Genomic DNA, 26,620 nt, shown 5'->3' on the forward strand with positions numbered 1-26,620 from the left:
TGTTGCCGGGTGGCCGGACTCAGAAGTCCATGCCGCCCATGCCACCGGTCGGGTCGCCGGCGGGAGCGGCGGCCTTCTCCGGCTTGTCGGCGACAACGGCCTCCGTGGTCAGGAACAGGGCCGCGATCGAAGCCGCGTTCTGCAGCGCCGAACGGGTGACCTTGACCGGGTCGGCAACGCCGGCGGCCAGCAGGTCCTCGTACTCGCCCGAGTCGGCGTTCAGGCCGTGACCCGCGGGCAGGTTCGACACCTTCTCGGCGACCACACCGGGCTCGAGGCCCGCGTTGAACGCGATCTGCTTCAGCGGAGCCGACAGCGCGACCCGCACGATGTTCGCGCCCGTGGCCTCGTCACCGGAGAGCTTCAGCTCCTCCAGCGCCGGAGCCGACTGCAGCAGGGCCACGCCACCACCGGCGACGATGCCCTCCTCGACAGCCGCCTTCGCGTTGCGAACGGCGTCCTCGATGCGGTGCTTGCGCTCCTTGAGCTCCACCTCGGTGGCCGCGCCCGCCTTGATCACCGCAACACCGCCGGCCAGCTTGGCCAGGCGCTCCTGCAGCTTCTCACGGTCGTAGTCCGAGTCGGAGTTCTCGATCTCGGTGCGGATCTGCTGAACCCGGCCCTTGATGGCCTCCGGGTCGCCCGCGCCCTCGACGATGGTGGTCTCGTCCTTGGTGACGACGACCTTGCGCGCCTGGCCGAGCAGCTCGACGCCCGCGCTCTCCAGCGAGAGACCGACCTCTTCGCTGATGACCTCGCCACCGGTCAGGATGGCGATGTCGGCCAGCTGCGCCTTGCGGCGGTCACCGAAGCCGGGCGCCTTGACGGCGACGGACTTGAAGGTGCCGCGGATCTTGTTCACGACCAGGGTCGACAGAGCCTCGCCCTCGACGTCCTCGGCGATGATCAGCAGCGGCTTGCCCGCCTGGATGACCTTCTCCAGCAGCGGCAGCAGGTCCTTGACGGTCGAGATCTTCGAGCCGACCAGCAGGATGTACGGGTCCTCGAGGACCGCTTCCTGACGCTCCGGGTCGGTGACGAAGTAGCCGGAGATGTAGCCCTTGTCGAAGCGCATACCCTCGGTGAGCTCCAGCTGGAGCCCGAAGGTGTTGCTCTCCTCGACGGTGATGACGCCTTCCTTGCCGACCTTGTCCATGGCCTCGGCGATCAGCTCACCGATGGACGCGTCGCCTGCCGAGATACCGGCGGTGGCGGCGATCTGCTCCTTGGTCTCGACCTCCTTGGCGGTGTCGAGCAGCTTGGCGGTGACGGCCTCGACGGCCTTCTCGATGCCGCGCTTCAGGCCCAGCGGGTTCGCGCCGGCCGCGACGTTGCGCAGACCCTCGCGCACCAGCGCCTGGGCGAGCACGGTCGCGGTGGTGGTGCCGTCGCCCGCGACGTCGTCGGTCTTCTTGGCGACTTCCTTGACCAGCTCGGCGCCGATCTTCTCGTACGGGTCCTCCAGCTCGATCTCCTTGGCGATGGACACACCATCGTTGGTGATCGTGGGAGCGCCCCACTTCTTCTCCAGGACAACGTTGCGACCCTTGGGGCCCAGCGTCACCTTGACCGCGTCGGCGAGGCTGTTGAGGCCCCGCTCGAGGCCGCGGCGGGCCTCTTCGTCATACGCAATTGTCTTGGCCATGGCGTTGTTGAGATCCTCCATGTGGATGGCTGACACACAGGACGACCGCTGGTCGGGTCGCCCCAGTTACGCTGGCCAGGTTCGGTGCCCGCGACGGACGACCGAGGGTGTCTACGGAACCCGGTCTCACCGTCCCGACCTGGCACTCACCGATGGGGAGTGCCAAAAGCATTTTTAGCACTCTAGGGTGTCGAGTGCAAGGTCCGCGCCGGGCTAGCGCCGGTCGTCCACGCGGAAGACCAGCGCGACGAACGCGTCGGTGCGCCGTTCCTCCGGCGTGCGGGGCTCTCCGCCCTCGACGGTGACCAGCTCGGCATCATGCAGCAGCAACTCCGCCTCCACCCGCATGATGGCGCGAATGAACGGCGGGGCGACGTCCGGCGGAAGGTCGCCGTTCAGTACATAGCTGCCGTCCGGTTGGGACTCGGTGGACACATACGAAAGCGCGCGCAGCAGATCTGCGCGCCGTTCCCCCGCTATTAGGTCGGAATCCGTTTCATCCGCCATTGCTATAGCTTAGCCGCCGGCGGTTCACATCTCCGGCCGGACGATTCGCGCCTCCCGCCCCTGTCGGCAGAAGCGCAGGTCACGAGGCCGCTGCCGGGTGATCCGCGGACTCGCCGCCGCGCCCGCTCGCCCGCGGCGGCGTAGATTCCGAGGGGATCATGATCGACCTCATCCCGGAAGGGGACGCGGGTGACCGACCTGCCGTTCGATTCGCTGTACCGGCACGGCTTCGCGCGGGTGGCGGTCGCGGTTCCCCGGGTCCGGGTGGCCGACCCGGCCTACAACGTCGAGCAGACCGTGGAGCTGGCCGCGCGGGCCGCGGCGGCCGGTGCCGTGCTGACGGTGTTCCCCGAGCTGGGACTCTCCTCGTACACCGCCGACGACCTGTTCCACCAGGACGCACTGGACGCCGCGGTCGAGGCGGCGCTGGCCCGGCTCGTCGCGGCGAGCACGGATATCGACACGGTGCTCGTGGTGGGCGCCCCGGTGCGCGCGCACCACCGGTTGTTCAACTGCGCGATCGCGATCTGCCGTGGCATCGTGCTCGGCGTCGCACCCAAGAGCTACCTGCCGAGCTATCGGGAGTTCTACGAGAAACGCCAGTTCGCGGCGGCGCGGGAGGTGCTGGAGGATCACGTCACCGTCGCCGGGCACCGGGCGCCGTTCGGCTCCGATCTGTTGTTCCGGGCGAGCAATCTGGACGACTTCGTCTTCCACCTGGAGATCTGCGAGGACGGATGGGTTCCGTTGCCGCCCAGCGGCTTCGCCGCGCTGGCCGGGGCGACCGTGCTGATCAACCTGTCCGCGAGCAATATCGTGATCGGCAAGGCGGACTACCGGCGATCGCTGTGCACCTCGCATTCGGCGCGCTATCTCGCGGCCTATCTGTACTCCGCCGCGGGGACCGGGGAATCGACAACCGATCTCGCCTGGGACGGGCAGGCGCTGATCTGCGAGAACGGCGACCTGCTCGCGGAAGGCGAGCGGTTCTGCGATCATCCTCAGCTGGTCACCGCCGACCTGGACCTGCGCCGCCTCGCCGCGGATCGTCTGCGCACCACCAGCTTCGCCGACAACGTGCACGACCACCGCGACCGGCTGGCCGCGCTGCGACGCATCGACGTGCGGCTGCCGATCCCCGAGGACCCGGTCGCGCTGGAGCGTGAGATCGAGCGCTTCCCCTACGTTCCCGCCGACCCGGCGCTGCGCAACGAGCGCTGCGCCGAGGTGCACCACATCCAGGTCGAAGGCCTGAGCACGCGGTTGCGGGCGACCGGCACGCAACGCGTGGTGATCGGGGTGTCCGGCGGCTTGGACTCCACTCAGGCGCTGATCGTCGCGGCCAAGACGATGGACCGGCTCGGCCTGCCGCGGGCGAACGTGCTGGCCTACACCATGCCCGGCTTCGCGACCAGCACCAGGACCAAGACCGACGCGCACCGGCTGATGGCCGCCCTCGGCGTCACGGCGCGCGAGATCGACATCCGCCCCTCCGCCACGCAGATGCTGCGCGACCTCGGCCACCCGGCCGCCGACGGCGCGCCGCAGTACGACATCACCTACGAGAACGTGCAGGCCGGTGAGCGCACCTCGCACCTGTTCCGGCTGGCCAATATGCACGGCGCGCTGGTGGTGGGCACCGGCGACCTCAGCGAACTGGCGCTGGGCTGGTGCACATTCGGCGTCGGGGACCATATGGCGCACTACAGCGTCAACGCGTCGGTGCCCAAGACGCTGATCAAATACCTGATCGCCTGGGCGGTGGACACCGAGCAGCTCGGCGCGGAAGCGGGCGAGGTGCTCTCGTCGATCCTGCGCACCGAGATCTCCCCCGAGCTGATCCCGAACGCCGACTCCTCCGCCCCGGGTCAGAGTTCGGAGGCCACCGTCGGCCCGTACGAATTGCAGGATTTCCACCTCTACTACCTGTTGCGTTTCGGCTACCGCCCCAGCCGTGTGGCCTATCTGGCCAGGCACGCCTGGTCCGATGCCGCCACCGGCCGCTGGCCCGACCTGATCCCCGCCGATCAGCGCAACGCCTACGACCTCGCGGCGATCAAGCACTGGCTGGGTGAGTTCCTGCTGCGCTTCGTGCAGACCAGCCAGTTCAAGCGCTCGACGCTGCCGAACGCGCCGAAGGTCGGCTCCGGCGGTTCGCTCTCGCCGCGCGGCGACTGGCGCGCGCCCAGCGACGCGTCCGCGGCGGCCTGGCTCGAGGAGCTCGCCCGCAACGTGCCGGATGCCTGAGGCGCCGCAGCGCTCGACACCCCGACTACGGCCGGATGCGCCCTGCCTATGGTGGCTGCGTGAGTGAACGACCCGGTTGGGATGCGATCGATGACGCGTTGCGGCCGCTGTACGGCGATATCGAGCCCTTCCACTGGGCATCCGACCACCCGTGGTCCCTCGGCGGGTCCGACCCGCTCGACGGGATCAGCGCGTACTCCCGCGCCGACCCGGTGCCGCACTGGCATTACATCAGCTACGGGATGACCGAGCTGCAAGAGAAGGAGTGGGACGACCCGGCGGAGTCCGGCTGGGGCTTCGAATTCACCTTCCGGCTGGCGCGCGGGCCCGAGGACACCGAGCCGCCCGCGTGGCCGGCGAATTTCATGCAGAATCTGGCCCATTACGTCTTCCAGTCCGGCAAGTGGTTCGAACCGGGGCACACCATCAAAACGAACGGGCCGATCGCGGCCGACCACCCCGACTGCACCTGTCACGCCGTCTGCTTCACGACCGACCCCGAACTGGGCGCCGTCGACAGCCCGAACGGGCGCGTGCGGTTCCTCCAGATCGTCGGGCTGACCATGCCGGAATACCGTGCGGCACAAGGCGGACGCGCACTGCCCCTGCTCGCCGAGCTGGAACCGCGACTACCCCTCTACGTCACCGACATCTACCGTGCGCCGCTGGTCGCCGAGCCGAAACCGCAGGCCCGCTGGCCACGGTGGGGTGGCGGCCTGGCCGGGCGCGGGTGATCAGGCCGCTCGGGTCGTGTGGTGGCCGACCGGAGCGGCCCGGCGCGGCCCGCGGATAACGGCTCTCCGGGTACGCAGCGCCCGGCGATGACGCGCCCGCGCGGCACGCGCGCCACGCACTCCGTTGACGGCGTTGCGGATGCCGTGCCGGGCCGATCGCCGGGCCACCCCGATCACCAGCGAGGACACCGCGAGGGCGAGTGCGATCCGCGCACGGAACTTCCCACCGCCCACGCGGATCAGGATTTCTCGGAGGTGATGGACGCGAGCAGTTCGCCCAGATGCGTTTCGGCCTTCGCCTTGTCGACGCCGAGATCGCTGAGCAGACCGGTGCCGTTCTCCTGCTCGAGCAGGGCGAGCAGGATGTGCTCGGTGCCGATGTAGTTGTGGCCCAGCCGGAGTGCCTCCCGGAAGGTGAGTTCGAGGACCTTCTTGGCCTCCGCGCCGAACGGCACGAGCGCGGGGACGTCCCCCTCACCCGGCGGCAGGGACGCGGAGGCGGCGGCGGAGATCACGTCGATGGCGACGCCTTGGTGGACGAGTTCGTGCACCGCGAGGCCCTGTGGTTCGGTGAGCAGCCCCAGCACCACGTGCCCCACCGAGATCTCCCGGTTGCCCGCCGCGCGCGCCGCCTCCTGCGCCGCCATCACGACCGCCCGTGCCCGCTGGGTGAAGCGCGCGAAGCCCGTGTTCGGGTCCATGGCCGCCGCCGCGGCCGGGTCGGGCACCTTGGGCACGAACCGCTTCTGCGCGGCCTGCTTGGTGACGCCCATGCTGGCGCCGATGTCGGTCCACGAGGCGCCGGAGCGCCGGGCCTGGTCCACGAAGTGACCGATCAGGTGGTCGGCCACTTCGTCGAGGTGATTCGCCACGACGACGGCATCGGACAGTTGCTCGAGCACGTTGTCGGGACGGGCTTTCTTGATGCCGTCGATCAAGTCGTCGAGGCGGAAGTGTGCGGTCATACGTCAACCATAAGTTGACGATGATCCATCGTCAACCGTTAGTTGACGATAGGAATCAGGGGCGCGCCGCCCCGGCCGCGAAGCGCACGATGCGCTCCTTGACCCACGCCGCCGTCCGCCCGGTCAGCACCGTCCGAGCCGGTGCGTCGTCGGCGTGCACGGCCTGCACGACTCCGTCTCCGCGGCCCAGGCTGAGGCAATGGAGCACATAGCGGAACCGGAGTTCCTTCGGCTCCCGACCACGCATCCGCGCGACGACGGCATCGGCCGCGTGTTTGCCGGTGGGCAGCGCCGTGGCGCATGCCATGCGCAGATCTCGCCCGCCGGGCCCCGCGATGACGGCGGCGTCACCCGCGGCGAAGATGTCCGGGTGCGACACCGAACGCAGGGTGGGGTCGGTGCGCACCCGGCCGTGGGAATCGACCGCCAGACCGGAGCGGGCGGCCAGGTCGGGCACCCGGAAACCCGTGGTCCACACCGTCGCCGCAGCCTCGACCATCGAACCGTCGGCCGAGCGCGGGCCCTCGGACGTCACTTCGATCACCTTGGCGCCGGACACGATCTCGACGCCGAGCCGCTCCAACGTCCGCCTGATGTGCGCCTGCGCGCGCGCCGAAAGCCAGGCGCCGGGCTCCTCCGAGCCGAGCAGCAGCACCCGGGTTCCCGGCCGGGATTCGGCGAGTTCCGCCGCCAGTTCGATGCCGGTCGCTCCGGCACCGACGATCGCCACCGGCCCGTCGAGGGCGGACAGGTCTCGCACGTCTTCCTGCGTCGCAATGGAATACGCGTGCTCGGCGACGCCCGGGACGCTCTGGACATCGGCGATGCTGCCGAGGGCGTAGATCAAGGCGTCGTACTCGATCGCGGGCCCCGCGTCGAGCACCACGCGCTTCGCGACCGTGTCGATCTCCGTCGCCAGGGCGCGCACGAAGTCGATACCCGTGCGTTCCAGTGATTCCCGCAGGTTCAACGCGGCGATCCGCTGTCCGGCCGCCCGCTGGTGCAGTCGCACTCGCTCGACGAACGACGCGTGAGCGTCCACCACGGTGATCCGGGCGTCCCCCGCCGTGCGAGCGAGCCTGCGTGCGGCCGCCAGGCCCGCGTACCCGGCGCCGAGGACGACGATCCGATGCTGTCCGGTCATGATGTGGCTCCTTTCGATCGGCCAACACCCTTCAGACCGGACAGCCCCCCGATTGCTGACAGTCCCGCGCCGTGAAGCGCGTCACAGCGGACGGCGCGGCCGGTCCGGCAGCGTGTCCACCGACCCACCCGAGCCGGCGAAATAAGCCAGCTTGTCCGGGTTCACGATCAACCGCAGCGCCGTGACCAAGCCGTCGGCCGCATCGATCCCCAGCACGACCAGCGGCGCACCGTTTACCCGCGCGACGACCGCAGGCGCGCCGTTGACCTCTTCCACGAGCAACCGCGTCCCCGGCACCTCCCAGCGCAACAGACCCGCCAGGTACCGCGCCACCTGATTCGCGCCGTGTATCGGCCGCCGCGCCGCGGTGATCTTGCCGCCGCCGTCGGCCGTCGCGATCACGTCGGCGGCGAGCATCCGCTCCAGCGACGCGATGTCACCTTCGCGCGCCGCCTTCAGGAATCGTTCGATCAGCTCGCGGGCATGCTCCGGCGGAATGCCGAAGCGGGCCCGGCCTTCTCGCACCCGCTGGGCCGCCCGGCGGAAGATCTGCTGCGAGTTCGACTCGGTGACGTCGAGCATGTCGGCGATCTCGCGATGCGCGTATCCGAATGCCTCGCGCAACACGAAGACGGCGCGCTCGACCGGGGTCAGCCGCTCCAGTGCCGTCAGCAGCGCGAGCGAGACCTGTTCGCGCTCCTCGACGGTCTCCAGCGGACCGAGTTCGCCGCGCGCGGTCGGCACCGGCTCGGGCAACCACGGCCCGACGTAGCTCTCCCGCCGCGCCCGCGCCGAAACGAGCCAGGTGCGGCAGAGATTCACCAGCGCGGTGGTCAACCACGCCTCGGGGGACCGGATACCGGTTCGGTCGACGCCGTCCCAGCGCAGGTAGGTCTCCTGCACCGCGTCCTCGGCCTCACTCGCCGAGCCGAGCATCCGGTAGGCGAGCGCGAACAGGCGCGGCCGATGCAGTTCGAATTCCCGCAACCCGTCGGACTCCATCGCTGTCCCGCCTCTCCGAGTGTTCAGGCCGTACCTGTCGGTGCCGCGAGATCCGCGTGCAGGTCCCGCGTTCGGCGCCGCTCGGTCTTCGGGCGTACCCGGCGAGTTACCCGTGTGCTCACGAGATCGATTGTCCGTCCGGCTAATCGGCGTCCCGCAGCGGATGACCGTTCTCACGTTGCTTCGCCCCGGGGCGGCGCAGGCGCAGCCGCGCCGAGCCGCGGATCGCCGGACGCGGGATGGCCGGACGCCGGATCGCGGGCAGCCGCCGGTTCGCCCGCCGCTGCGCACGCCGCTCGGCGGGTTTGTGCGTCCACGTCTCCGGACGCGCGGCCACCCAGCGCTGGGAATGCCAGGCGAACGGGATATGTCCCAGGTACAGCACGACCAGCACCAGCAACAGCACGATCGGATAGGTGACCAGCGCCGCCGCGGCGAGCGCGACCAGCACCAGCAGCCCGGCCGCGGCCTGCGGCGCCACCGACACCGATTTCATGGCCAGCGTCGGGATGGTGCTGACCGCCAGCGCGGCGGCGAACACCGTCCACGCGGCGACCTCGTAGAAGCCGACCCACCAGCCGTCACCGAACTGCACGAACAGCGCCACCGGAACCATCGCGATGAGCGCGCCCGCCGGGGCGGGCACACCGACGAAGTACTCCCGCGCCCAGTCCGGCCGGTTGTCCTCGTCCATCAGGGTGTTGAACCGCGCCAGCCGCAGCACGATGCTGACCGCGAACAGCAGCGCGACGATCCATCCCACGCTGTTGCTGCTGAGCAACGTCACATACAGGACGAGCGCGGGAGCGACACCGAAGGAGATCGCGTCCGACAGCGAGTCCAGCTCGGCGCCCATCTTCGTGGTGGCGTCGAGCATCCTGGCCAGTCTGCCGTCGAGGGTGTCCAGTACGGCCGCCGCGCCGATCATGGCCAGCGCGATACCGAGTTTGCCGTCCAGGCCGAACTTCACCGCCGACAGCCCGGAGCACAGCGCCAGGATGGTGACGATGCTGGGCAGCAGCCGGATGCTCCGCCGCCTGCGCCGCTGGGTGGGTACCGCCGCTTCCATCACGCGCCGGCGGGAGAGCCGAGCACGGCGAGCACGGTCTCGCCGCCGATAGTGCGCTGGCCGGGCTGCACGAGTAGTTCGGTGCCCGCCGGGAAGTAGGTGTCGACCCGCGAGCCGAAGCGGATCAGGCCGTAGGTGTCCGCGATGGTCAGCACGTCGCCGACCTGGGCGTCGCAGACGATCCGGCGCGCGAGCAGTCCGGCGATCTGCACCACCACGACCTGACTGCCCTCCGGCGTCTCCAGCACCATGCTGTTGCGCTCGTTGACCGAACTCGCCTCGGGCAGGTCCGCGGAACGGAATTGGCCGGGCTGGTGCAGCACCGTGCGCACGACGCCGGAGACCGGCGTGCGCTGCACGTGGACGTCCAGCACGGACAAGAAGATGCTCACCCGCGGCAGCGGCGCGTCACCGAGACCCAGCTCGGCCGGGGGAGCGGCGGTGTCGACCAGCGCGATCTCGCCGTCGGCGGGGGCGACCACGACGCCCGGCCGGTTCGGCGGCACGCGATGCGGGTGACGGAAGAAGGTCGCGCAGGCCGCCGCGGCGAACAGACCCGTGCGCCGCACCCATTTGCGCTTGCCGCCGACGACGGCGACCGCGAGGGGTGCGGCGACGAACGGGAGCCCGGCGGGATGCAACGGGGGGATCGCGTTGCGGACCAGGTCGACGACATGGCCGACTCCGGTCGTCTCAGGCGTGCCGGGCGGGGTGGGACGGCGGGCCACAGGCTCCTCTTTCGTGCTCGATGCAAACGGGTTGCGCTCACCCAACGATAGGCCGGGCGCAAGCGTTCACACCTTACGGGAAGGAGCCTGTGGCACGCGCGGTCACGACCTGACCCGGGACCCCGTGACCAGTCGCACCAGGAACAGCAGGATGACCGCGCCACCGAGGCAGGTGAAGAAGCTGAACCAGAGGCCGCCGCCCTCGACGTCGACTCCAAGCACCTTCAGCAGGAACCCACCGAGCAGACCGCCGATCACCCCGACGACGATATTGAGCAGGATGCCCTGCTGGGCGTCCGTCTTCATGATCTTGCTGGCGATCCATCCGGCAAGACCGCCGATGATGATCCATCCGATAATCCCGAGACCGAGCATGGTGTCCTCGCATCCTAGTTGGGCCACGCCTCGTACAGCGGTGGCGTGCGAGGACGAGATACCCACCGATTGTCGGAATACGCGCGGCAGATGAGCGACTTTCAAGCTAATATGAGGAAGCCTCATGTCTATCCCGCTGATGGGCAGTGGCTGATGAGGGACCGATTTCGATGCTTCGGGGAATCCCCGGCGGCGCCGCCGCAGGTACATAGGAGACGCAGATGGCTGCTCGAATCGCCCAGACCACCGGGGCAGAGCACACGGCGATCCTCGGGCTCGGCGTTTACCGCCCTGCTCGAGTGGTCACCAACGACGAGGTGGCGGGTCCGATCAACTCGAGTGACGAGTGGATCCGGACCAGGTCGGGCATCAAGACCCGGCGGTTCGCCGACGAATCGGAGACCATTCAGAGCATGAGCGTCGCGGCCGCGCGCGGCGCGCTGGAGTCCTCGGGCATCGCGGTGGACCAAGTCGATTGCGTGATCGTTGCTACGTCGACCCATCTGTTGCTGACGCCGGCCGCCGCCCCGCGCATCGCCACCGAACTCGGCATGAACGGCGCCGCCGCCTTCGACGTCTCGGCAGGCTGCGCGGGCTTCTGCCATTCGATCGCGCTGGCGTCGGACCTGGTCCGGGCGGGCACCGCCGCCCATGTGCTGGTGATCGGCGTGGAGAAACTGACGAACACGGTCAATCCGACCGATCGCTCCACCGCCTTCCTCTTCGCCGACGGCGCCGGCGCGGTGATCGTCGGTCCCTCCGACGAGCCGGGCATCGGCCCCACCGTCTGGGGCTCGGACGGCACCCAGCACCACGCCATCCGGCAGGACAAGGACTGGATGGAGTATTTCCACGAGATCGACGAGAAGGGCCTGGACGCGGTGCGGCCCTATCTGGCCATGGAGGGCACCGCGGTGTTCCGGTGGGCCGCCCACTCGCTGGAGAAGGTCTGCCGTGACGCTATCGACCGCGCCGGCCTGTCCCCCGAGGACCTGGACGCGATGATCCCGCACCAGGCCAACGGCCGGATCATCGAGATCATGGCCCGGGTGCTGAAGCTGCCGGAGCACTGCGCGCTGGCCAACGACATCGAGGAGGCGGGCAACACCTCGGCCGCTTCGATCCCGCTGGCCATGGAGGCGCTGCTGCGCAAGGGCGAGTCCAAGCCGGGTGACACCGCGCTGCTCATCGCGTTCGGCGCCGGCCTGTCCTACGCGGCTCAGGTCGTGAACCTGCCCAATTGGAAGTAAGCCGCGCGCGGCGCCGGCGGCGGTGACACCACCGCAGCCGGCGCCGCGTGACGCGCATTCGGGTCGCCTGGCGCGACTCGTGCTCAGGCGCCGGCTTCGACCGCTGTCTTGATCTTGCCCAGCGTCTCGTTCATGCCGCGGACCAGCACTTCCTCGAACGGGGCCTCGCCGCCGAGCGCGGCCTCGATCGCCTTGCGGGAGAACCAGGTGGTGCCGTTGGGTACGTCCCGCCGCTCGATCAGCCGCGTGCCGGACTCGGTCGGTTCCAGGGTGTAGCTCCACACCGTCCGGTTCTCGTTGACCCGGAAGGCGAACGCCCGGTTCGGCTCGAATCGCACGATCCGCGAGGTGGTCGGCCAGTACTTCTTGCCGTCACGGTTGAAGTTGAGCGTCCAGGCGCCCGCCTTGGGCGAGCCGAGCGTCATCATGCGCACGCACTGCGGGCTGAACTCCGGCATCCGCTTCAGATCGGAGACCACCGCCCACACCCGCTCCGGGGGCGCGGAGATGTCGATGCTGGCTTCGAGGTTCTTCGGCAACGCTGCCTCCGGGGATACGAGCGACGGACCGACGGCCATCCGTCCGACCGCGGTGGGACTGGTCGCGCACATTTTAAACGGACAGCCAGTTGCGTCACATTTCCGCTACTCGCGCCCCGGCCGCTGTAATGAACGGCGCATGATCACAGATACACGAAGCACAGACACTGCCTCCAACATTTCGGCGTACCAACGTGAGGTGATCGGCCGTGAAACTGCGCTCCCTGCTGCATCGGCAACCGGCGGACCAGGTTCCGCTGCTTCCCGCTGTCGAGCCCGAGGACGGGCGGACAGCGCGCGCCGCGTCGGCATTGCCCCGCGGTGGTCGCGCGGCCGCCGGGGAAGAACGCCTGGAGCGTCTGCTCACGCCGAGTGAGCTCGATCTCGTCTTGCGTCATCGGCTCTGAGCCCTGCGCGAACGCCCACGACAGACCGGGCCGAGAGGCTCCATACTCGTCAGGTGACTTCACCCGCTACTACGAAACCGGCCATCCTGAGCGTCGATGACGACCCGGGGGTTTCCCGGGCGGTCGTCCGCGACCTGCGCCGCCGTTACGGCGCCGATTACCGGATTCTGCGCGCGGAATCGGGGGCCCAGGCGCTCGACGCGCTGCGCGAGATGAAGCTGCGCGGCCAGCCCGTCGCGGTGCTGATCGCCGACTACCGGATGCCCGGCATGGACGGCATCGAATTCTTGGAGCAGGCGATGGACCTGCACCCGTACGCGCGCCGCGTGCTGCTGACCGCCTATGCCGACACCAACGCCGCGATCAACGCGATCAACGTCGTCGACCTGGACCATTACCTGCTCAAGCCGTGGGACCCGCCGGAGGAGAAGCTCTACCCGGTGCTGGACGGCCTGCTGGACGCCTGGCGCAGCAGCGAGCACCGGCCGGTCACCGAGACCAAGGTGATCGGCAATCGCTGGTCGCCGCGATCGTCGCAGGTGCGTGAGTTCCTCGCCCGCAACCAACTGCCCTACCGGTGGTACCTGGCCGACGAGCCCGAGGGTGCGCGACTGCTGGAAGCGGCGGGGGCCGACCCCGAGCGCTGTCCGGTGGTGATCACTTCGGCGGGCGAGGCGCTCGTGCAGCCCTCCGACAGCGAACTGGCCCAGAACGTCGGCCTGACCGTCGATCCGGCGGGCGAGTTCTACGACCTGATCGTGGTCGGCGGCGGTCCCGCCGGTCTCGGCGCGGCGGTCTACGGCGCGTCCGAGGGTCTGCGCACCGTGCTCGTGGAGCGGACCGCCACCGGCGGGCAGGCGGGGCAGAGTTCGCGCATCGAGAACTACCTCGGTTTCCCCGACGGCCTGTCCGGCGCGCAGCTGGCCGACCGGGCCCGGCGGCAGGCCGCGAAGTTCGGCGCCGAGGTGATCACGACGCGCGAGGTGGTCGGGCTGGAGGTCAACGGGTCCGCGCGCACCGTGCGGTTCGCCGACGGCGGCAGCCTGTGCGCGCACACCGTGATCATCGCGACCGGTGTCGACTACCGCCGCCACCCGGCCACGGGCGTCGACGACTTCACCGGGCGCGGCGTCTACTACGGTTCGGCGATGACCGAGGCGTCCGAGTGCGCCGATCACGAGGTCTACATCGTGGGCGGCGCGAACTCCGCGGGCCAGGCGGCGGTGTTCCTGTCCCGCAACGCGCGCACCGTGCACCTGGTGGTCCGGGCGGATTCGCTGGAACAGTCCATGTCGCACTACCTCATCCAGCAGATCGCGCAGATCGCGAACATCGAGGTGCACACCAGCACCGAGGTGATCGCCGCCGACGGGGACGATCACCTGCAACAGATCGTGCTGCGCGACAACAAGACCGGCGCGGAGGAGAAGGCCGACGCGGAGCGGCTGTTCCTGTTCATCGGCGCCGCGCCGCAGACCGATTGGCTCGACGGAGTGATCATCCGCGACAGCGCCGGGTACGTGCTCGCCGGGCCGGACCTGATGGTGGACGGCGCGCGCCCCGCCGGCTGGGAGCTGTCCCGGGCACCGCATCATCTCGAGACGAGCGTGCCCGGCGTGTTCGTGGCGGGCGACGTGCACGCCGAATCGGCCAAGCGCGTCGCCTCCGCCGTCGGCGAGGGCGCCATGGCCGTCATGCTCGTGCACCGCTATCTCGCGTAACCAGGAGGCCGCAGATGACTTCGAACCAGACCGCGGACCGCAGCAGCCGGTCGGTGTGCGACCCCGCCGAGCTGCGCGGTTTGTTCCTGTTCGAGAAGCTGACCGACGAGCAGCTGGCATGGCTGTGCGCCGATGGACGGATCGAGACCATCGAACCGGGTCTCGTCTTCCGCGAGGGCGAGCCCGCCACCTGCTTCTACGTGCTGATGGACGGCGAGGTGGTGCTCACCAAGCAGTCCGGCGGCGCGGAGATCGAGCTGGTCCGCACCGAGCACCGCGGTTCGTACGCGGGCGCCTGGATGTCCTACATCGGCGACAAGGTCGATCAGACCTACAACGGGACGATGCAGGTGACGCGGCCGTCGCGGTTCTACGTGCTGGACGCCGAGGTCTTCTCCCGGATGATGCACGAGTGGTTCCCGATGGCCGTGCACCTGCTGGAGGGCGTGTTCTTCGGCAACCGCAACACCAACGCGCGCATCGGTGAGCGGGAACGGCTGCTGGCGCTCGGTTCGCTGTCGGCGGGCCTCACCCACGAGCTGAACAACCCGGCCGCCGCCGCGGTGCGCGCCACCTCGGGCCTGCGTGAGCGGGTCGCGGGCATGCGGCACAAGCTGGCGATGATGGCGGACGGCAAGTTCGACCCGGCGTCCCTGGGCGCCCTGGTGCGCTTGCAGGAGGAGGCGGCGGCCCAAGTCGCGAAGGCGCCGGAGCTGACGCCGATGGAGGCCGCCGATCGCGAGGACATGCTCGGCGAATGGCTCGAAGAGCACGGAATCACCGACGGCTGGAACCTCGCGCCGAACTTCGTGCAGGCCGGATTCGACACCGACTGGCTCGAGCGGGTGGCCGCCACCCTGGATGGCGCTCCGGAGCAGGTGTTCCAAGGCGCGATCCGCTGGCTGAACTACACCATCGAGACCGAGCTGCTGATGAACGAGATCGCCGACTCGACGACGCGGATCTCCTCGCTGGTCGGCGCGGCGAAGCAGTACTCGCAGATGGACCGTGCGCCGTTCCAGGTGGTCGACATCCACGACCTGCTCGACAGCACGCTGGTGATGCTCAGCCGCAAGATCGGCGACGGCGTGCGCGTGGTCAAGGAATACGACCGGACCCTGCCGCAGGTGCCGTGCTACGCGGCCGAGCTCAACCAGGTGTGGACCAACCTGATCGACAACGCGGTGTACGCGATGAACGGCGCCGGTACGCTGACCATCCGCACCCGGCACGAGAACGACTGCGCGGTCGTGGAGATCGGCGACACCGGGCCCGGCATCGCGCCGGAGGCCCGCAACCGGATCTTCGAACCGTTCTTCACCACCAAGCCGATGGGTGAGGGCACCGGGCTCGGGCTGGACATCTCGTTCCGCATCGTGGTCAACAAGCACAACGGCGACATCCGGGTCGACTCCGAGCCGGGCGACACCAGGTTCACCGTCTGGCTGCCGCTGCACCGCCCCGAACAAGAGCCTGTCACCGCAACCGATACGGAAGGGCAGTCATGACCGAGCAATTCGCAGGCATCGACCCCGCGGTACCACCCAGCGGCCCTGGTTGCCTGGAGTGCGAGCAGACCTCCGGCTGGTGGGTGCATCTGCGCCGCTGCGCGCAGTGCGGGCACGTCGGGTGCTGCGATACCTCGCCCGCGCAGCACGCCTCAGCGCACGCCGAGAGCACCGGCCATCCGTTCATCCAGAGTTTCGAACCGGGCGAGGAGTGGTTCTACAACTTCGAGACCGAAGAGATGTACAGCGGCGGACCGGAATTGGCGCCACCGCGCAGTCATCCCGCGGATCAGGGCGTGCCGGGCCCGCGCGAACGGGTTCCGGCGGATTGGCAGGCACACATCCACTGACCCCGCCGCAACCGGTACGCTGCTGCGAACGCCGGGGCCTCCGGCACCACGATCCACCCGGGAAAGCACGGTATGAAACGAACTTCCGCCATCGTCCTGATCGCCGGGACGGTGGGTTTCCTGCTGGCAGGCTGCGGCGGAGGGGACGAGTCCGCCGACGCGAACGGATTGCGCAAGGGCGCCGCGAGCACGAGCACGTCCACCTCGGTCGCGCACACCACGACCGCTCCCGGCACCGCGACGCCGAGTTCCCCGCCGGACACCGACGCCCCGGTCACGACCAAGCAGCGCGACTCCTCCCTCGGTCCCGCGTCGAGCACCACCTGCGGTGAGTTCCGCAAGCTCGACACCGACCAGGAGAAAGCGCTGATCGAGCAGATCCTGGCGGAGAACCCCGGCGGCCCGTTCGACGGCAGCCCGAACGTCGCGCTCGGCACCGCCAAGCTGGTCTGCCTGGCGCCGAGCGTCGCCGACACCTCGGTCGCGGTCGCGGCCGGAATCGTGAAGAAGTAACCGTCCGCGTATTCGGCGACGACGAACCGTGACCGATCGCGGGCCGCGCGGCAGAATGGCACAGTGGCAGAACTGGCACTCACCGCCCGCCTGAATCCCTCGGCCGCCGATGCCCGCCGCGGGGTGGTCCGGCTGCATCCGGAGGCGCTGACCGCGCTCGGATTGCGCGAGTGGGACGGAATCATGCTGGTCGGCTCCCGCCGCACGGCCGCCGTGGTCGGCGTCGCCCGGCAGGGAACGCCCGCCGGAGTCGCCCTGCTCGACGACGTGACGCTGTCCAACGCCGGGCTGCGCGAGGACGCGACCGTGGTGGTCTCCCCCGCCACCGTCTACGGCGCGAAACAGATCACGGTGAGCGGCTCGGTGCACGCCACCCGCACGATTCCGGCCGCCACGCTGCGGCAGGCGCTGCTCGGGAAGGTCGTCACGGTCGGCGACGCGGTCTCCCTGTTGCCGCGCGACCTCGGCCCCGACATCAGCTCCGCGGCGGCCACCCAGGCGCTGTCGCGCACCTTCGGCATCGCCTGGACCACGGAGCTGCTCACCGTCACCGCCACCGATCCGCGCGGCCCCGTGAGCGTTCAGCCGAATACCGCCGTGACCTGGGGTGCGGGCGCGGTCGCCGCGTGGGACATCCCGGCGTCGGCCGGAGCACCGCTCACGGTGGACGAGGGATCCCGCGGTGTCGGCGGAGCCGTCGCCCCCGGTGCGGTCACGGGCCCCGACGGCGTCGCGGTGGCAGGCGATGTCACACCCAGCATCTCGGTCGAAGACCTGGCGGGCGCGCGCACCCAGGCCGCGAAGCTCCAGGAGTGGCTCAGCCTCGCCTTGGACGAGCCCGAACTGTTGCGCACCCTCGGCGCGCGTCCGCATCTCGGCGTGCTGATCACCGGCCCGGCAGGCGTCGGCAAGGCCACGCTGGCCCGCGCGGTCGCGGCGCCGCGGCGCATAGTGGAACTGGACGGCCCCACCATCGGCGCGGCCGAGAGCGGTGCGCGGCTGCGCGAAGTCGCCGAGGCGGTGGCCGACATCGGCTGCGGCAAGGGCGGCGTCCTGCTGATCACCGACATCGACGCGCTGCTGCCCGCCGACGCCGAGCCGGTCGCCACGCTCATCCTGGACCAGTTGCGCGCCGCGATCGCCGAACCCTGCGTCGCGTTCATCGCCACCACCGCGCATCCCGCAGGCGTCGACCCGCGGTTGCGGGCGCCGGACCTGTGCGACCGCGAACTCGCGCTGCCGCTGCCCACCGCCGCCGTGCGCAAGGCGCTGCTGGAGCACCTGCTGCGCCGGGTGCCGACCGCGGATCTGAGACTCGAGGAGATCGCGGCGCGTACACCCGGATTCGTGGTGTCCGATCTGGCGGCGCTGTGCCGGGAGGCGGCGCTGCGCGCGGCGTCGCGGGCCAGGGAGCACGGCAATCCCCAGCTCACCCAGCCCGACCTGGTCGGCGCGCTGGAGGTCATCCGGCCGCTGTCGCGCTCGGGCATGGAGGAACTCGCCATCGGCAGTCTGCACCTCGACGACGTCGGTGACATGGCGGAAACCAAGCAGGCGCTCACCGAGGCGGTGCTGTGGCCGCTGCGGCACCCCGACTCCTTCGCCCGCCTCGGCATCGAGCCACCGCGCGGGGTGCTGCTCTACGGCCCGCCCGGCTGCGGCAAGACCTTCCTGGTGCGCGCGCTGGCCGGTACCGGTCAGCTCAGCGTGCACGCGGTCAAGGGCGCCGAGCTGCTGGACCGGTGGGTCGGCTCGTCGGAGCGCGCGGTGCGGGAACTGTTCCAGCGCGCACGGGATTCCGCGCCATCGCTGATCTTCCTGGACGAGGTGGACGCGCTGGCCCCACGCCGGGGGCAAAGTGCCGACGCGGGTGTGGGCGACCGGGTGGTCGCGGCGCTGCTCACCGAACTAGACGGCGTGGAACCGCTGCGCGATGTGGTGGTGCTGGGCGCGACCAACCGGCCGGAGTTGATCGATCCGGCGCTGCTTCGCCCCGGCAGGCTCGAACGGCTGGTCTTCGTACCGCCGCCGGACGCCGCCGCCCGGCGGGAGATCCTGCGCACCGCGGGTCGTGCGGTGCCGCTGGCCGCCGACGTCGATCTCGACGCCCTCGCGGAGGAGCTGGAGGGTTACTCCGCCGCCGACTGCGCCGCGCTGCTGCGCGAATCCGCGCTCACGGCGATGCGCCGGGACGTGCACGCCGCCGATGTCACCGCCGCCGACGTGCTGGCCGCCCAGACGGTGGTACGGCCATCGCTGGACCCGTCGCAGATCGATACGTTGCGCCGGTACGCCGACAGCCGCGGGTAGGCGGTGAGCACTCATCGCCCCTCAGACAATCTCTGGTAAATCGTCGTAAGCCGCATTTTTCCGACGAGAGACATTTTCGAGCGAATATCTGGCAATCCCTAGATCGCGCGCGCACCACGGGTAAGTTCGACAACCGTGCGCAGGGTCGGCGACATTGTCGACGCGACCGCGGCCTTCACGGGAGCCGCGGTCGCGGGTGTCACGCTGTTCCTGCCGGTCACCGTCAGCACCCGAGGCCAGGCCACGTCGTACCGGATCGCCGGTCTGCTCAACAGCGTGCCGCGTAGCGCGGCGCTGGGAGTGATCGTCGCCGTGGCGGTCGCCGTGCTGGTCACCACGACCAAGCGGCCGCTGACCGGGTGGGCCACGGCGACGGCCGCCGCGCTGGCCCAGCTGATCAATCACTTCGCCGGACGCCACGTGGCGACGGCCGAGATGCTGACCACGCAGAACTACATCGACTCGATCTGCGCCGCCGTGCTGCTCGGCGGGCTGGGCGCCGTTGTGCTCCGTAGACCGTTGCCGGGCGCCGCGTTCGCGGTGGGCGGCGTCGGATTCTTCGGCTTCGGCGATCTGGCGAACCTGCTCGACATCAACCCGGATCCGTACGCGGTGCTGGAGACGCCGACGCGCTGGATGATCGGCGCCGCCCTTGCCCTGCTGGTGATCAGCACCTTGCACAACTGGAAGCGCACCGAGGAGCCGAAGACGCCGCAGATGGCGATCGCCCTGCCGGTGACGCCGATCCTCGCCGCCATGGTGCTCGCGCTGGTGGTACTGGCCGGCACGGAATGGCTGGGCCGCCAGTACAGCAAACTGCCCGCCGAGAGTCACGCGATCGAGATCGGGATCGTCGTCGCCGCGACAATCGTGAGCGCGACCGCGGCGGCCATGCTGCTGCCCGGCCGCGACGGCACCGGCGTGTACCTGGCCGTGAGCCTCACCGCGGCGGTCGACGCCGTCGGCTACGCCGTCCGGCCCGGCTGGACCTCGGCGGTGCTCATCGCGTTGACCGCCGCGGGACTGTTCATCGGCTCCCGGATGCCCTCGACCGCGCTCGCCATCCTGTTCCTCATCGGCATCACGGTCTTCGCCCAGGTCACCTCGACGTCCTCGGGTACCGTCGCCTTCGCCGTGATCAGCGGGATCATCGCGTTGACCGCGGGTTACTGCTGCGGGACGGTGCGGCCGCATTACCCGCCCGGCGGTGTGCTCGCGCTCACCGCGCTCTACCTTCCCTCGGCGGTGTCGGTGATGCCGGACCGGGTCAAGGACTGGCGCGAGGACGTGGCGGTACACGACGCGACGCCGGGGCGCACCGCGCTGGCCATCGTCATCGGCAGCGCGATCGGGCTGATCATGCTGCGGAAATTGCGGCCGCGCTGTAAGCCGCAACCGAAAGGGCAACCGGAAAGCGAATCGTTAGCGGATATATAGCCCCGATTCGCGGGGATGGCGGACGCCATACTCACCCCGGCCGCGAAAGACGCAGGCTTTCCGTAGGCTTGTCCCGAACACCCCGCCGCCCCGACTCGACGGAGTGAAGTTTGCTCGCAATCCTGCTCGTGCACGCCGCAGCCGCCCTGGTGGCTCCGCTGGGGGTGCGGGCACTGGGGCGCAATGCTTTCTACCCGCTGGCCGCGGTCCCGCTCGGCAGTTCGGCCTGGGTGATCGCGAATTGGTCCGAGCCGCAGCGCGTCCGGCTGACCTGGGCGCCGAGCATCGGCCTGAACATCGATCTGCGTTTCGATACGCTCGCTGCCATCCTGTGCCTGCTCGTGCTGGGCATCGGAGCGCTGGTGCTGGTGTACTGCGCCAGGTACTTCGAGAACGACGAGCCGCGGCTGGGGGTGTTCGCCGCCGAGCTCGTCGCGTTCGCCGGGGCCATGTTCGGGCTGGTCACCAGCGACAACATGGTGCTGCTCTACGTGTTCTGGGAAGCAACAACGGTCCTGTCGTTCCTGCTGATCGGCCACAACGCCGAGCAGGCGGCCAGCAGACGAGCCGCGATCCAGGCGCTGCTGGTGACCGGGGCCGGCGGATTGGCGATGCTCGCCGGCATAGTCGTGCTCGGCACCGCGAACGGCAGCTATCTACTGTCGGACCTGCTGTCCGGCGCCCCGAGCGGGACGGCCGTCGACGTGGCGGTGGCGCTGCTGCTGGTGGGCGCGCTCACCAAATCCGCCGTGGTGCCCTTGCATTTCTGGCTGCCCGGCGCGATGGCCGCGCCGACGCCGGTGAGCGCGTACCTGCACGCCGCGGCCATGGTGAAGGCCGGTGTGTACTTGATCGCCCGGCTCGCACCGGCGTTCGCGCAGAACCCGGTGTGGCACCCGCTGGTGCTCACCCTCGGCCTGGCGTCGATGCTGTTGGCCGGGCTGCGCGCACTACAGGTCGTGGATCTGAAGTTGGTGCTGGCCTTCGGCACGGTGAGCCAGCTGGGCTTCCTGATCGTGCTGGTCGGCCTCGGCACGCCCGCCGCGGCGCTGGCCGGAGTGACGATGATCGTCGCGCACGCGCTGTTCAAGGCGAGCCTGTTCCTGGTGGTCGGGATCATCGATCACGGTGCGGGAACCCGCGATCTACGCCGGTTGTCCGGTCTCGGCCGCCGGGCGCCGGTGCTGTGCGCCACCGCGATCCTCGCCGCGCTCAGCATGGCGGGCATTCCGCCGCTGCTCGGCTTCGTCGGTAAGGAGAGCGCCCTGAGCGCCGTGCTGGACGCGGACATCCTCGCCGCGCCCGCCCGCGGCGCGGTGTTCGCCGGGGTGGTGCTCGGCTCGATGCTGACCGTCGGCTACAGCATCAGGTTCGTCTGGGGCGCCTTCGCGGACAAGGGTGTCGAGCCGGACCCCGCTCCCCTGCCCCACCATCCGAGCGAAGTGCCCGTCGCCGGGCGGGAATCCGAGGATCGCCTCCGCTGGCAGCCGCCGGGCGCGCTTTTCCTGGCGGCACCGGTGACCCTCGCCGCCGCGAGCCTCGCGGCCGGTCTCGCGCCGTCCTGGCTGGACGCACGGTTGCGCCCCTACGCCGAAACGTTTGCCGGACCCCCGTTTTCCCATCTGGCGCTGTGGCACGGCTTCACCTCCGTGCTGGCGTGGACGCTGCTGATCATCGCGGTCGGTGTCGGGCTGTACCGGCTGCGCGCCCGCTTCACCGAATCGGCGCACCCGCGCCTCGGCAACGCCGACCGCGCCTACGACGCCACGCTGCGCGCGATGGACACCCTCTCCCTGCGAATGACCGGCACCGTGCAACGCGGGTCGCTGCCGCTGAGCCAGGCGGCGATCCTGGTCACCCTGATCATCCTGCCGACCGTCCTGCTCGCCCTCGGCACCCGCACCGGCGTCACACTGCGCCTGTGGGATTCGCCGCTGCAAGCGGCCGTCGGCGTGATCATGGCGGTGGCCGCGCTCGCCGCGACGGTGCTGCGCAACCGATTGGCGAGCGTGCTGGTGGTGGGCGTGACCGGATACGGCAGCGGCGTGATCTTCGCGCTGCACGGCGCGCCCGACCTCGCGCTGACCCAATTCCTGGTGGAGACGCTGACACTGGTGATCTTCGTCCTCGTCCTGCGCGCCTTCCCCGCGCGGATCGAGGCCCGCCGCAGGACCGCGTTCAAGATCCGCAGGGCGATTCTGGCCGCGGGAACCGGAACGGTGGTCGCCGTCCTGACCGGTTTCGCCGTCGCGGCGCGCACCGCCGAACCCGTCTGGCCCCGGATCCCCGAGGCCGCCTACACATTCGGGGGTGGAAAGAACGCCCTGAACGTCCTGCTCGTAGACCTGCGGGCGTGGGACACCCTCGGCGAGATCTCGGTACTCGTCGTCGCCGCCACGGGCGTCGCCTCCCTGGTGTTCCGCAGCAGGCGTTTCGGCAGCGCCCCGCGCGCGGCGGACTCCCCGGATTACGACCCGGAACTGGTGAGCTGGCTGCCTGCGGGCCGCTTGGTCGACCGGGCCGATCGGTCGATGGTCCTGCAAATCACCACGCGGCTGGTGTTCCCGACCATCATGGTGTTGTCGGTCTACTTCTTCTTCTCCGGCCACAACGCGCCGGGCGGCGGGTTCGCGGGCGGACTCACCGCGGGGCTCGCGCTGACCCTGCGGTATCTCGCGGGCGGCCGCTACGAACTGGGCGAGGCGCTCCCCGTCGACGCGGGCCATGTTCTCGGCGCGGGCCTCACCTTGGCCGCGGGCACCGCGGTGTCGTCGCTGCTGCTCGGCGCGCCGCCGCTGTCCTCGGCGATCATCGAGGTCTCGCTGCCGGTCGTCGGCCACGTCAAAGTGGTCACCGCGCTGCTGTTCGATCTCGGTGTCTATCTCATCGTGGTCGGCCTGGTGCTGGACGTGCTGCGCAGCCTCGGCGCGCGGCTGGACAGCGAGCTGGCCGACGCCGACACCCCGGCCACGAAGGGCGGTTCCGGCGCATGACGGCGAATCTGACCCTGCTGATCGTGATCGGCATCCTGGTCGCGTGCGGGGTGTATCTGCTCCTGGAACGCGCGGTGTCGAAGATGCTGCTCGGGCTGATCCTGTTCGGCAACGCGGTGAACCTGCTGATCCTCACCGCGGGCGGCGCCAACGGTAAGCCGCCCATCCTCGGCGCGGCCGAGACCGAGGAGATGGCCGACCCGCTCGCCCAGGCGATGGTGCTCACCGCCATCGTGATCACCATGGGCATCGCGGCGTTCGTGCTCGCCCTCGCCTACCGCGCCTACATGCTCACCACCAGCGACGACGTCGCCAACGACCAGGAAGACGAGGATGTCGCCCGGCGGCGTGCCGGAGAGGATCCGGAGACGTGAACCTCTCGCCCGGCCTGCTGCCGATCCTCGCGCCGCTGCCGGTACTCGTTCCGCTGCTCGGCGCCGCCGCCACCCTCGTGTTCGGCCGCAGGCCCCGCATCCAGAGCGTGGTCATCGTCGGCGCGCTCACCGCCGTCGTGGTGATCTGCGGGTTGCTGCTGTATCTGGCCGACCGGGACGGCACCACCGCCTTGCAGGTCGGCAACTGGGCGGCCCCGATCGGCATCACGCTGGTGGTGGACCGGCTCTCCGCGGCGATGCTGCTCGTCTCGTCCATCGTGCTGCTCTCGGTCGCCCTCTACGGCGCGGGCCAGAACATCCGCGACGGCGACGAACGGCAGCCCACCTCCATCTACCGGCCCACGTATCTGGTGCTGACCGCCGGTGTCTCGGCCGCCTTCCTGGCCGGTGACCTGTTCAACCTCTTCGTGGGCTTCGAGATCCTGCTCGCGGCCTCGTTCGTGCTGCTGACGGTGGGCGCGACCACCGAGCGCATCCGGGCGGGCGTGGCTTACGTGATGGTGTCGATGGTCTCGTCGCTGATCTTCCTCACCGGCATCGGGCTGACCTACGCGGCCACCGGAACGCTGAATCTCGCCCAGCTCGCCGTCCGGTTCGGCGCCGTGCCGGACGGCACCCGCACGGCGATCTTCGCGGTGCTGCTGGTGGCGTTCGGCATCAAGGCGGCCGTTTTCCCGCTGTCGAACTGGCTGCCCGACTCCTACCCGACCGCCCCGGCTCCGGTCACCGCCGTGTTCGCAGGCCTGCTCACCAAAGTGGGTGTGTACGCGATCATCCGGACCCACTCGCTGCTGTTCCCCGACGGCGGCTTCGACTCGGTGCTGCTGGTGTGCGGCCTGCTCACCATGCTCGTCGGCATCCTCGGCGCCATCGCGCAGAGCGACATCCGCCGTCTGCTGTCGTTCACACTGGTCAGCCACATCGGATACATGGTGTTCGGGGTCGGTCTGGCCACCGCGTCCGGGCTGGCGGGCGCGGTGTTCTACGTGGCGCACCACATCCTGGTTCAGACGGCGCTGTTCCTGGTGGCCGGGCTGATCGAGCGGCAAGCCGGATCGACCTCGCTGCGCAGACTGGGCGGGCTCGCCGCGGCCAGCCCGCTGCTCGCGGTGCTGTTCCTGATTCCAGCGCTGAATCTCGGCGGAATACCGCCGTTCTCCGGATTCATCGGCAAGGTGGCGCTCTTGCAGGCGGGCGCCGAGCGCGGCAGCGCGCTGGCCTGGGTGCTGGTCGGGGGCGCCGTGCTCACCAGCCTGCTCACGCTCTATACCGTGGCCAGGGTGTGGAGCAAAGCGTTCTGGCGGCCCCGCGCGGACGCGCCGGAGGGCCATCTCACCGCGGCGAAGCCCCCGACGCTCATCGAGGACGCGACCGATGTGCACTACGACGAGCGCACCGACCCCGGCCGGATGCCGCCGCTGATGGTGTTGTCCACCGCGGCGCTCGTGACGGTCGGGTTGTGCCTGACCGTGCTGGCAGGCCCGATTCTCACGATCGCCGACCGGGCCGCGGCCGACCTGCGCGACCCCGGCGTGTATATCGGTGCGGTACTGGGTGATCCGCGTGGCGACGCGGGGGGCCCGCGATGAGCGTCGAGCAGAGCGGACGCGGCCGGCGGCGCGAGACGGTCGTCCGAATCGGCGTACTCGCGTGGCTCACCATGGTCTGGCTCGCCCTGTGGGGCGATCTCAGCGTCGCGAACCTGCTGGGCGGGCTGGTGGTCGCCGCGCTGATCATGCTGGCGCTGCCGCTGCCGCGCGTGCCGGTGTCCGGCCGGTTGAACCCGCTGCCGCTGGTCGCGTTGATCGTGGCGAGCGCGTACTACGCGCTGGAGTCGAGCCTCCAGGTCGCCTGGTTCGCGATCCGCCCTGCTCCGATGCCGGTGTCCGGGGTGCTGCGGGTATACGCCCGCACGAGATCGGATCTGGTGCTGGTGCTGTGGACCGATGTGCTCAACCTGATCCCCGGCACGATGGTGCTGGAGATCGATCGCAGGCGCTGGGTCGTCTACGTCCACGTCCTCGACGTCGGCGGCGACGCCGCCGTGGACAAGTTCTACCGGATCACCCGGCGGCTGGAACGCCTGCTGATCGATGCGTTCGAACGTCCGACCGGCTGGCCGCGCTCCCGGACCGCCGCGCTCCCGGAGGTGCCATCGTGACCGTCGTCGCCGTGATCGCCGCCGTTATCCTGACCGCGGCCGGGCTGCTCACCACCTACCGGGTCGTCATGGGCCCGAGCACGCTGGACCGCGTCGTCGGCGTCGACTCGCTGATGGCCATCGCCGCCTCCGGCCTGGCCGTGTGGGCGGCCTACAGCGCCGACACCACCGTGGTGCCCGCGATCGTCGCGCTGGCGCTGGTCGGATTCCTCGGCTCGGCCGCGGTGTCCCGATTCCGGGTGCGGGACGACAAATGAACCTCTGGCACGCGCTCGCGGGCGCCCTGATCCTGTTCGGCTCGACGCTTGCGCTGACCGCGGCGATCGGGATCGTGCGCTTCCCCGACACGCTCACCCGGATGCACGCCGCCACCAAACCGCAGGTCATCGGGCTGATCCTGGTGCTGGCGGGCGCCGCGATCCAGCTGCGCGGGCACGGCAACGTCTGGACGCTGGTGCTGGTCGGGCTGTTCACCCTGCTCACGGCCCCGGTGATCGCGCACCTCATCGGCCGCACCGCCTACCGCGAGCAGCGCTACCGCGACGGACTCTTGCGCGTCAACGCCTTGCGCGACGACGACGTCGATTAGCCCCGCTCAGCGCAGGGCGGGCTCGACCCCG

Annotated in this window: 26 protein-coding genes; 16 read left to right on the forward strand and 10 right to left on the reverse strand. The window is 70.0% G+C overall.

Annotation, left to right across the window (positions count from 1 at the left end; translation table 11 throughout):
* Positions 1-19 precede the first annotated feature (19 nt).
* A complete protein-coding gene (gene groL / locus ABZ803_RS09610; protein ID WP_357034704.1) occupies positions 20-1,645 on the reverse strand; it encodes a chaperonin GroEL in 1,626 nt (541 codons plus the stop codon).
* A gap of 213 nt (positions 1,646-1,858) precedes the next feature.
* Positions 1,859-2,152 carry a hypothetical protein gene (locus tag ABZ803_RS09615; RefSeq protein WP_040870612.1) on the reverse strand — a complete coding sequence of 98 codons (294 nt, stop codon included), beginning with the start codon at positions 2,150-2,152 and terminating at the stop codon, positions 1,859-1,861.
* Positions 2,153-2,341: 189 nt separating this feature from the next.
* Between ABZ803_RS09615 and ABZ803_RS09620 the strand changes: the two genes are divergently transcribed.
* Complete coding sequence (locus ABZ803_RS09620) at positions 2,342-4,399, forward strand: NAD(+) synthase (RefSeq protein ID WP_357034706.1); 2,058 nt, start codon at positions 2,342-2,344, stop codon at positions 4,397-4,399.
* A gap of 59 nt (positions 4,400-4,458) precedes the next feature.
* Positions 4,459-5,133 (forward strand): suppressor of fused domain protein, encoded by a 675-nt coding sequence (locus ABZ803_RS09625; RefSeq protein ID WP_357034708.1) that lies wholly within the window; start codon positions 4,459-4,461, stop codon positions 5,131-5,133.
* Here the strand turns inward: ABZ803_RS09625 and ABZ803_RS09630 are convergent, their stop codons facing one another.
* The 7 genes from ABZ803_RS09630 to ABZ803_RS09660 form a co-directional block, all read right to left on the reverse strand.
* Positions 5,134-5,367 (reverse strand): hypothetical protein, encoded by a 234-nt coding sequence (locus ABZ803_RS09630; RefSeq protein ID WP_357034710.1) that lies wholly within the window; start codon positions 5,365-5,367, stop codon positions 5,134-5,136.
* A gap of 5 nt (positions 5,368-5,372) precedes the next feature.
* Complete coding sequence (locus ABZ803_RS09635) at positions 5,373-6,098, reverse strand: Clp protease N-terminal domain-containing protein (protein WP_357034712.1); 726 nt, start codon at positions 6,096-6,098, stop codon at positions 5,373-5,375.
* Positions 6,099-6,153: 55 nt separating this feature from the next.
* Positions 6,154-7,242: an FAD-dependent oxidoreductase gene (locus tag ABZ803_RS09640; RefSeq protein WP_357034714.1), complete on the reverse strand. Its 1,089-nt coding sequence runs from the start codon at positions 7,240-7,242 to the stop codon at positions 6,154-6,156.
* An 81-nt stretch (positions 7,243-7,323) separates the two neighbouring features.
* A complete protein-coding gene (locus ABZ803_RS09645) occupies positions 7,324-8,244 on the reverse strand; it encodes an RNA polymerase sigma-70 factor (protein WP_357034716.1) in 921 nt (306 codons plus the stop codon).
* A gap of 142 nt (positions 8,245-8,386) precedes the next feature.
* Complete coding sequence (locus ABZ803_RS09650) at positions 8,387-9,313, reverse strand: phosphatidylcholine/phosphatidylserine synthase (protein WP_357035415.1); 927 nt, start codon at positions 9,311-9,313, stop codon at positions 8,387-8,389.
* The gene (locus tag ABZ803_RS09655; RefSeq protein WP_357034718.1) at positions 9,313-10,041 is read right to left on the reverse strand and encodes a phosphatidylserine decarboxylase; all 729 of its coding nucleotides are present in this window, start codon (positions 10,039-10,041) and stop codon (positions 9,313-9,315) included. The genes ABZ803_RS09650 and ABZ803_RS09655 overlap by 1 nt, the downstream gene beginning before the upstream one ends.
* 102 nt (positions 10,042-10,143) lie before the next feature.
* On the reverse strand, positions 10,144-10,416 hold the full coding sequence (locus ABZ803_RS09660; RefSeq protein ID WP_357035418.1) for a GlsB/YeaQ/YmgE family stress response membrane protein: 273 nt from the start codon (positions 10,414-10,416) through the stop codon (positions 10,144-10,146).
* A 221-nt stretch (positions 10,417-10,637) separates the two neighbouring features.
* Between ABZ803_RS09660 and ABZ803_RS09665 the strand changes: the two genes are divergently transcribed.
* Positions 10,638-11,666, forward strand: coding sequence for a beta-ketoacyl-ACP synthase III (locus tag ABZ803_RS09665; RefSeq protein ID WP_040870624.1), 1,029 nt, complete (start codon positions 10,638-10,640; stop codon positions 11,664-11,666).
* 83 nt (positions 11,667-11,749) lie between these two features.
* Here the strand turns inward: ABZ803_RS09665 and ABZ803_RS09670 are convergent, their stop codons facing one another.
* Positions 11,750-12,205, reverse strand: coding sequence for an SRPBCC family protein (locus ABZ803_RS09670; protein ID WP_040870871.1), 456 nt, complete (start codon positions 12,203-12,205; stop codon positions 11,750-11,752).
* Between the two features lie 209 nt (positions 12,206-12,414).
* On the opposite strand from ABZ803_RS09670, the gene ABZ803_RS09675 reads away from it, so the two are divergent.
* The 13 genes from ABZ803_RS09675 to mnhG all read left to right on the forward strand — a co-directional run bounded on the left by ABZ803_RS09675 (position 12,415) and on the right by mnhG (position 26,589).
* Positions 12,415-12,612, forward strand: a complete 198-nt coding sequence (locus tag ABZ803_RS09675) for a hypothetical protein (RefSeq protein WP_357034720.1) — start codon at positions 12,415-12,417, stop codon at positions 12,610-12,612.
* Between the two features lie 53 nt (positions 12,613-12,665).
* Entirely contained in the window at positions 12,666-14,333 is a 1,668-nt protein-coding gene (locus ABZ803_RS09680; RefSeq protein ID WP_357034722.1) for an FAD-dependent oxidoreductase, read from the forward strand.
* A gap of 14 nt (positions 14,334-14,347) precedes the next feature.
* Positions 14,348-15,841 (forward strand): ATP-binding protein, encoded by a 1,494-nt coding sequence (locus ABZ803_RS09685; protein ID WP_357034724.1) that lies wholly within the window; start codon positions 14,348-14,350, stop codon positions 15,839-15,841.
* Positions 15,838-16,191 carry a UBP-type zinc finger domain-containing protein gene (locus tag ABZ803_RS09690; protein ID WP_040870628.1) on the forward strand — a complete coding sequence of 118 codons (354 nt, stop codon included), beginning with the start codon at positions 15,838-15,840 and terminating at the stop codon, positions 16,189-16,191. The genes ABZ803_RS09685 and ABZ803_RS09690 overlap by 4 nt, the downstream gene beginning before the upstream one ends.
* A gap of 72 nt (positions 16,192-16,263) precedes the next feature.
* Positions 16,264-16,704, forward strand: coding sequence for a hypothetical protein (locus ABZ803_RS09695; RefSeq protein ID WP_357034726.1), 441 nt, complete (start codon positions 16,264-16,266; stop codon positions 16,702-16,704).
* A gap of 63 nt (positions 16,705-16,767) precedes the next feature.
* The gene (locus tag ABZ803_RS09700) at positions 16,768-19,014 is read left to right on the forward strand and encodes an AAA family ATPase (protein ID WP_357034728.1); all 2,247 of its coding nucleotides are present in this window, start codon (positions 16,768-16,770) and stop codon (positions 19,012-19,014) included.
* A gap of 135 nt (positions 19,015-19,149) precedes the next feature.
* Positions 19,150-20,451: a hypothetical protein gene (locus ABZ803_RS09705; RefSeq protein WP_357034730.1), complete on the forward strand. Its 1,302-nt coding sequence runs from the start codon at positions 19,150-19,152 to the stop codon at positions 20,449-20,451.
* 110 nt (positions 20,452-20,561) lie between these two features.
* Positions 20,562-23,444, forward strand: a complete 2,883-nt coding sequence (locus ABZ803_RS09710; RefSeq protein ID WP_357034732.1) for a Na+/H+ antiporter subunit A — start codon at positions 20,562-20,564, stop codon at positions 23,442-23,444.
* Positions 23,441-23,818, forward strand: coding sequence for a Na(+)/H(+) antiporter subunit C (locus tag ABZ803_RS09715; protein ID WP_357034734.1), 378 nt, complete (start codon positions 23,441-23,443; stop codon positions 23,816-23,818). The genes ABZ803_RS09710 and ABZ803_RS09715 overlap by 4 nt, the downstream gene beginning before the upstream one ends.
* Positions 23,815-25,428 (forward strand): Na+/H+ antiporter subunit D, encoded by a 1,614-nt coding sequence (locus tag ABZ803_RS09720; protein WP_357034735.1) that lies wholly within the window; start codon positions 23,815-23,817, stop codon positions 25,426-25,428. Before ABZ803_RS09715 ends, ABZ803_RS09720 begins: the two co-directional genes overlap by 4 nt.
* Complete coding sequence (locus ABZ803_RS09725; RefSeq protein WP_357034737.1) at positions 25,425-26,000, forward strand: Na+/H+ antiporter subunit E; 576 nt, start codon at positions 25,425-25,427, stop codon at positions 25,998-26,000. Before ABZ803_RS09720 ends, ABZ803_RS09725 begins: the two co-directional genes overlap by 4 nt.
* Complete coding sequence (locus tag ABZ803_RS09730; protein ID WP_040870872.1) at positions 25,997-26,257, forward strand: monovalent cation/H+ antiporter complex subunit F; 261 nt, start codon at positions 25,997-25,999, stop codon at positions 26,255-26,257. Before ABZ803_RS09725 ends, ABZ803_RS09730 begins: the two co-directional genes overlap by 4 nt.
* Positions 26,254-26,589, forward strand: a complete 336-nt coding sequence (gene mnhG, locus ABZ803_RS09735; protein WP_357034739.1) for a monovalent cation/H(+) antiporter subunit G — start codon at positions 26,254-26,256, stop codon at positions 26,587-26,589. Before ABZ803_RS09730 ends, mnhG begins: the two co-directional genes overlap by 4 nt.
* Positions 26,590-26,620: the final 31 nt, after the last annotated feature.

It is taken from the genome of Nocardia sp. NPDC047648 (assembly GCF_040642815.1).
In the GTDB taxonomy this organism is placed as follows: Bacteria; Actinomycetota; Actinomycetes; order Mycobacteriales; family Mycobacteriaceae; genus Nocardia; species Nocardia gamkensis.

Coding starts and splice junctions, on each gene's coding strand:
- mnhG (WP_357034739.1), top strand. CDS start 26,254: ATGAACCTCTGGCACGCGCTCGCGGGCGCCCTGATCCTGTTCGGCTCG.
- groL (WP_357034704.1), bottom strand. CDS start 1,645: ATGGCCAAGACAATTGCGTATGACGAAGAGGCCCGCCGCGGCCTCGAG.
- ABZ803_RS09665 (WP_040870624.1), top strand. CDS start 10,638: ATGGCTGCTCGAATCGCCCAGACCACCGGGGCAGAGCACACGGCGATC.
- ABZ803_RS09615 (WP_040870612.1), bottom strand. CDS start 2,152: ATGGCGGATGAAACGGATTCCGACCTAATAGCGGGGGAACGGCGCGCA.
- ABZ803_RS09660 (WP_357035418.1), bottom strand. CDS start 10,416: ATGCTCGGTCTCGGGATTATCGGATGGATCATCATCGGCGGTCTTGCC.
- ABZ803_RS09640 (WP_357034714.1), bottom strand. CDS start 7,242: ATGACCGGACAGCATCGGATCGTCGTCCTCGGCGCCGGGTACGCGGGC.
- ABZ803_RS09725 (WP_357034737.1), top strand. CDS start 25,425: ATGAGCGTCGAGCAGAGCGGACGCGGCCGGCGGCGCGAGACGGTCGTC.
- ABZ803_RS09635 (WP_357034712.1), bottom strand. CDS start 6,098: ATGACCGCACACTTCCGCCTCGACGACTTGATCGACGGCATCAAGAAA.
- ABZ803_RS09685 (WP_357034724.1), top strand. CDS start 14,348: ATGACTTCGAACCAGACCGCGGACCGCAGCAGCCGGTCGGTGTGCGAC.
- ABZ803_RS09695 (WP_357034726.1), top strand. CDS start 16,264: ATGAAACGAACTTCCGCCATCGTCCTGATCGCCGGGACGGTGGGTTTC.
- ABZ803_RS09715 (WP_357034734.1), top strand. CDS start 23,441: ATGACGGCGAATCTGACCCTGCTGATCGTGATCGGCATCCTGGTCGCG.
- ABZ803_RS09645 (WP_357034716.1), bottom strand. CDS start 8,244: ATGGAGTCCGACGGGTTGCGGGAATTCGAACTGCATCGGCCGCGCCTG.
- ABZ803_RS09690 (WP_040870628.1), top strand. CDS start 15,838: ATGACCGAGCAATTCGCAGGCATCGACCCCGCGGTACCACCCAGCGGC.
- ABZ803_RS09650 (WP_357035415.1), bottom strand. CDS start 9,313: ATGGAAGCGGCGGTACCCACCCAGCGGCGCAGGCGGCGGAGCATCCGG.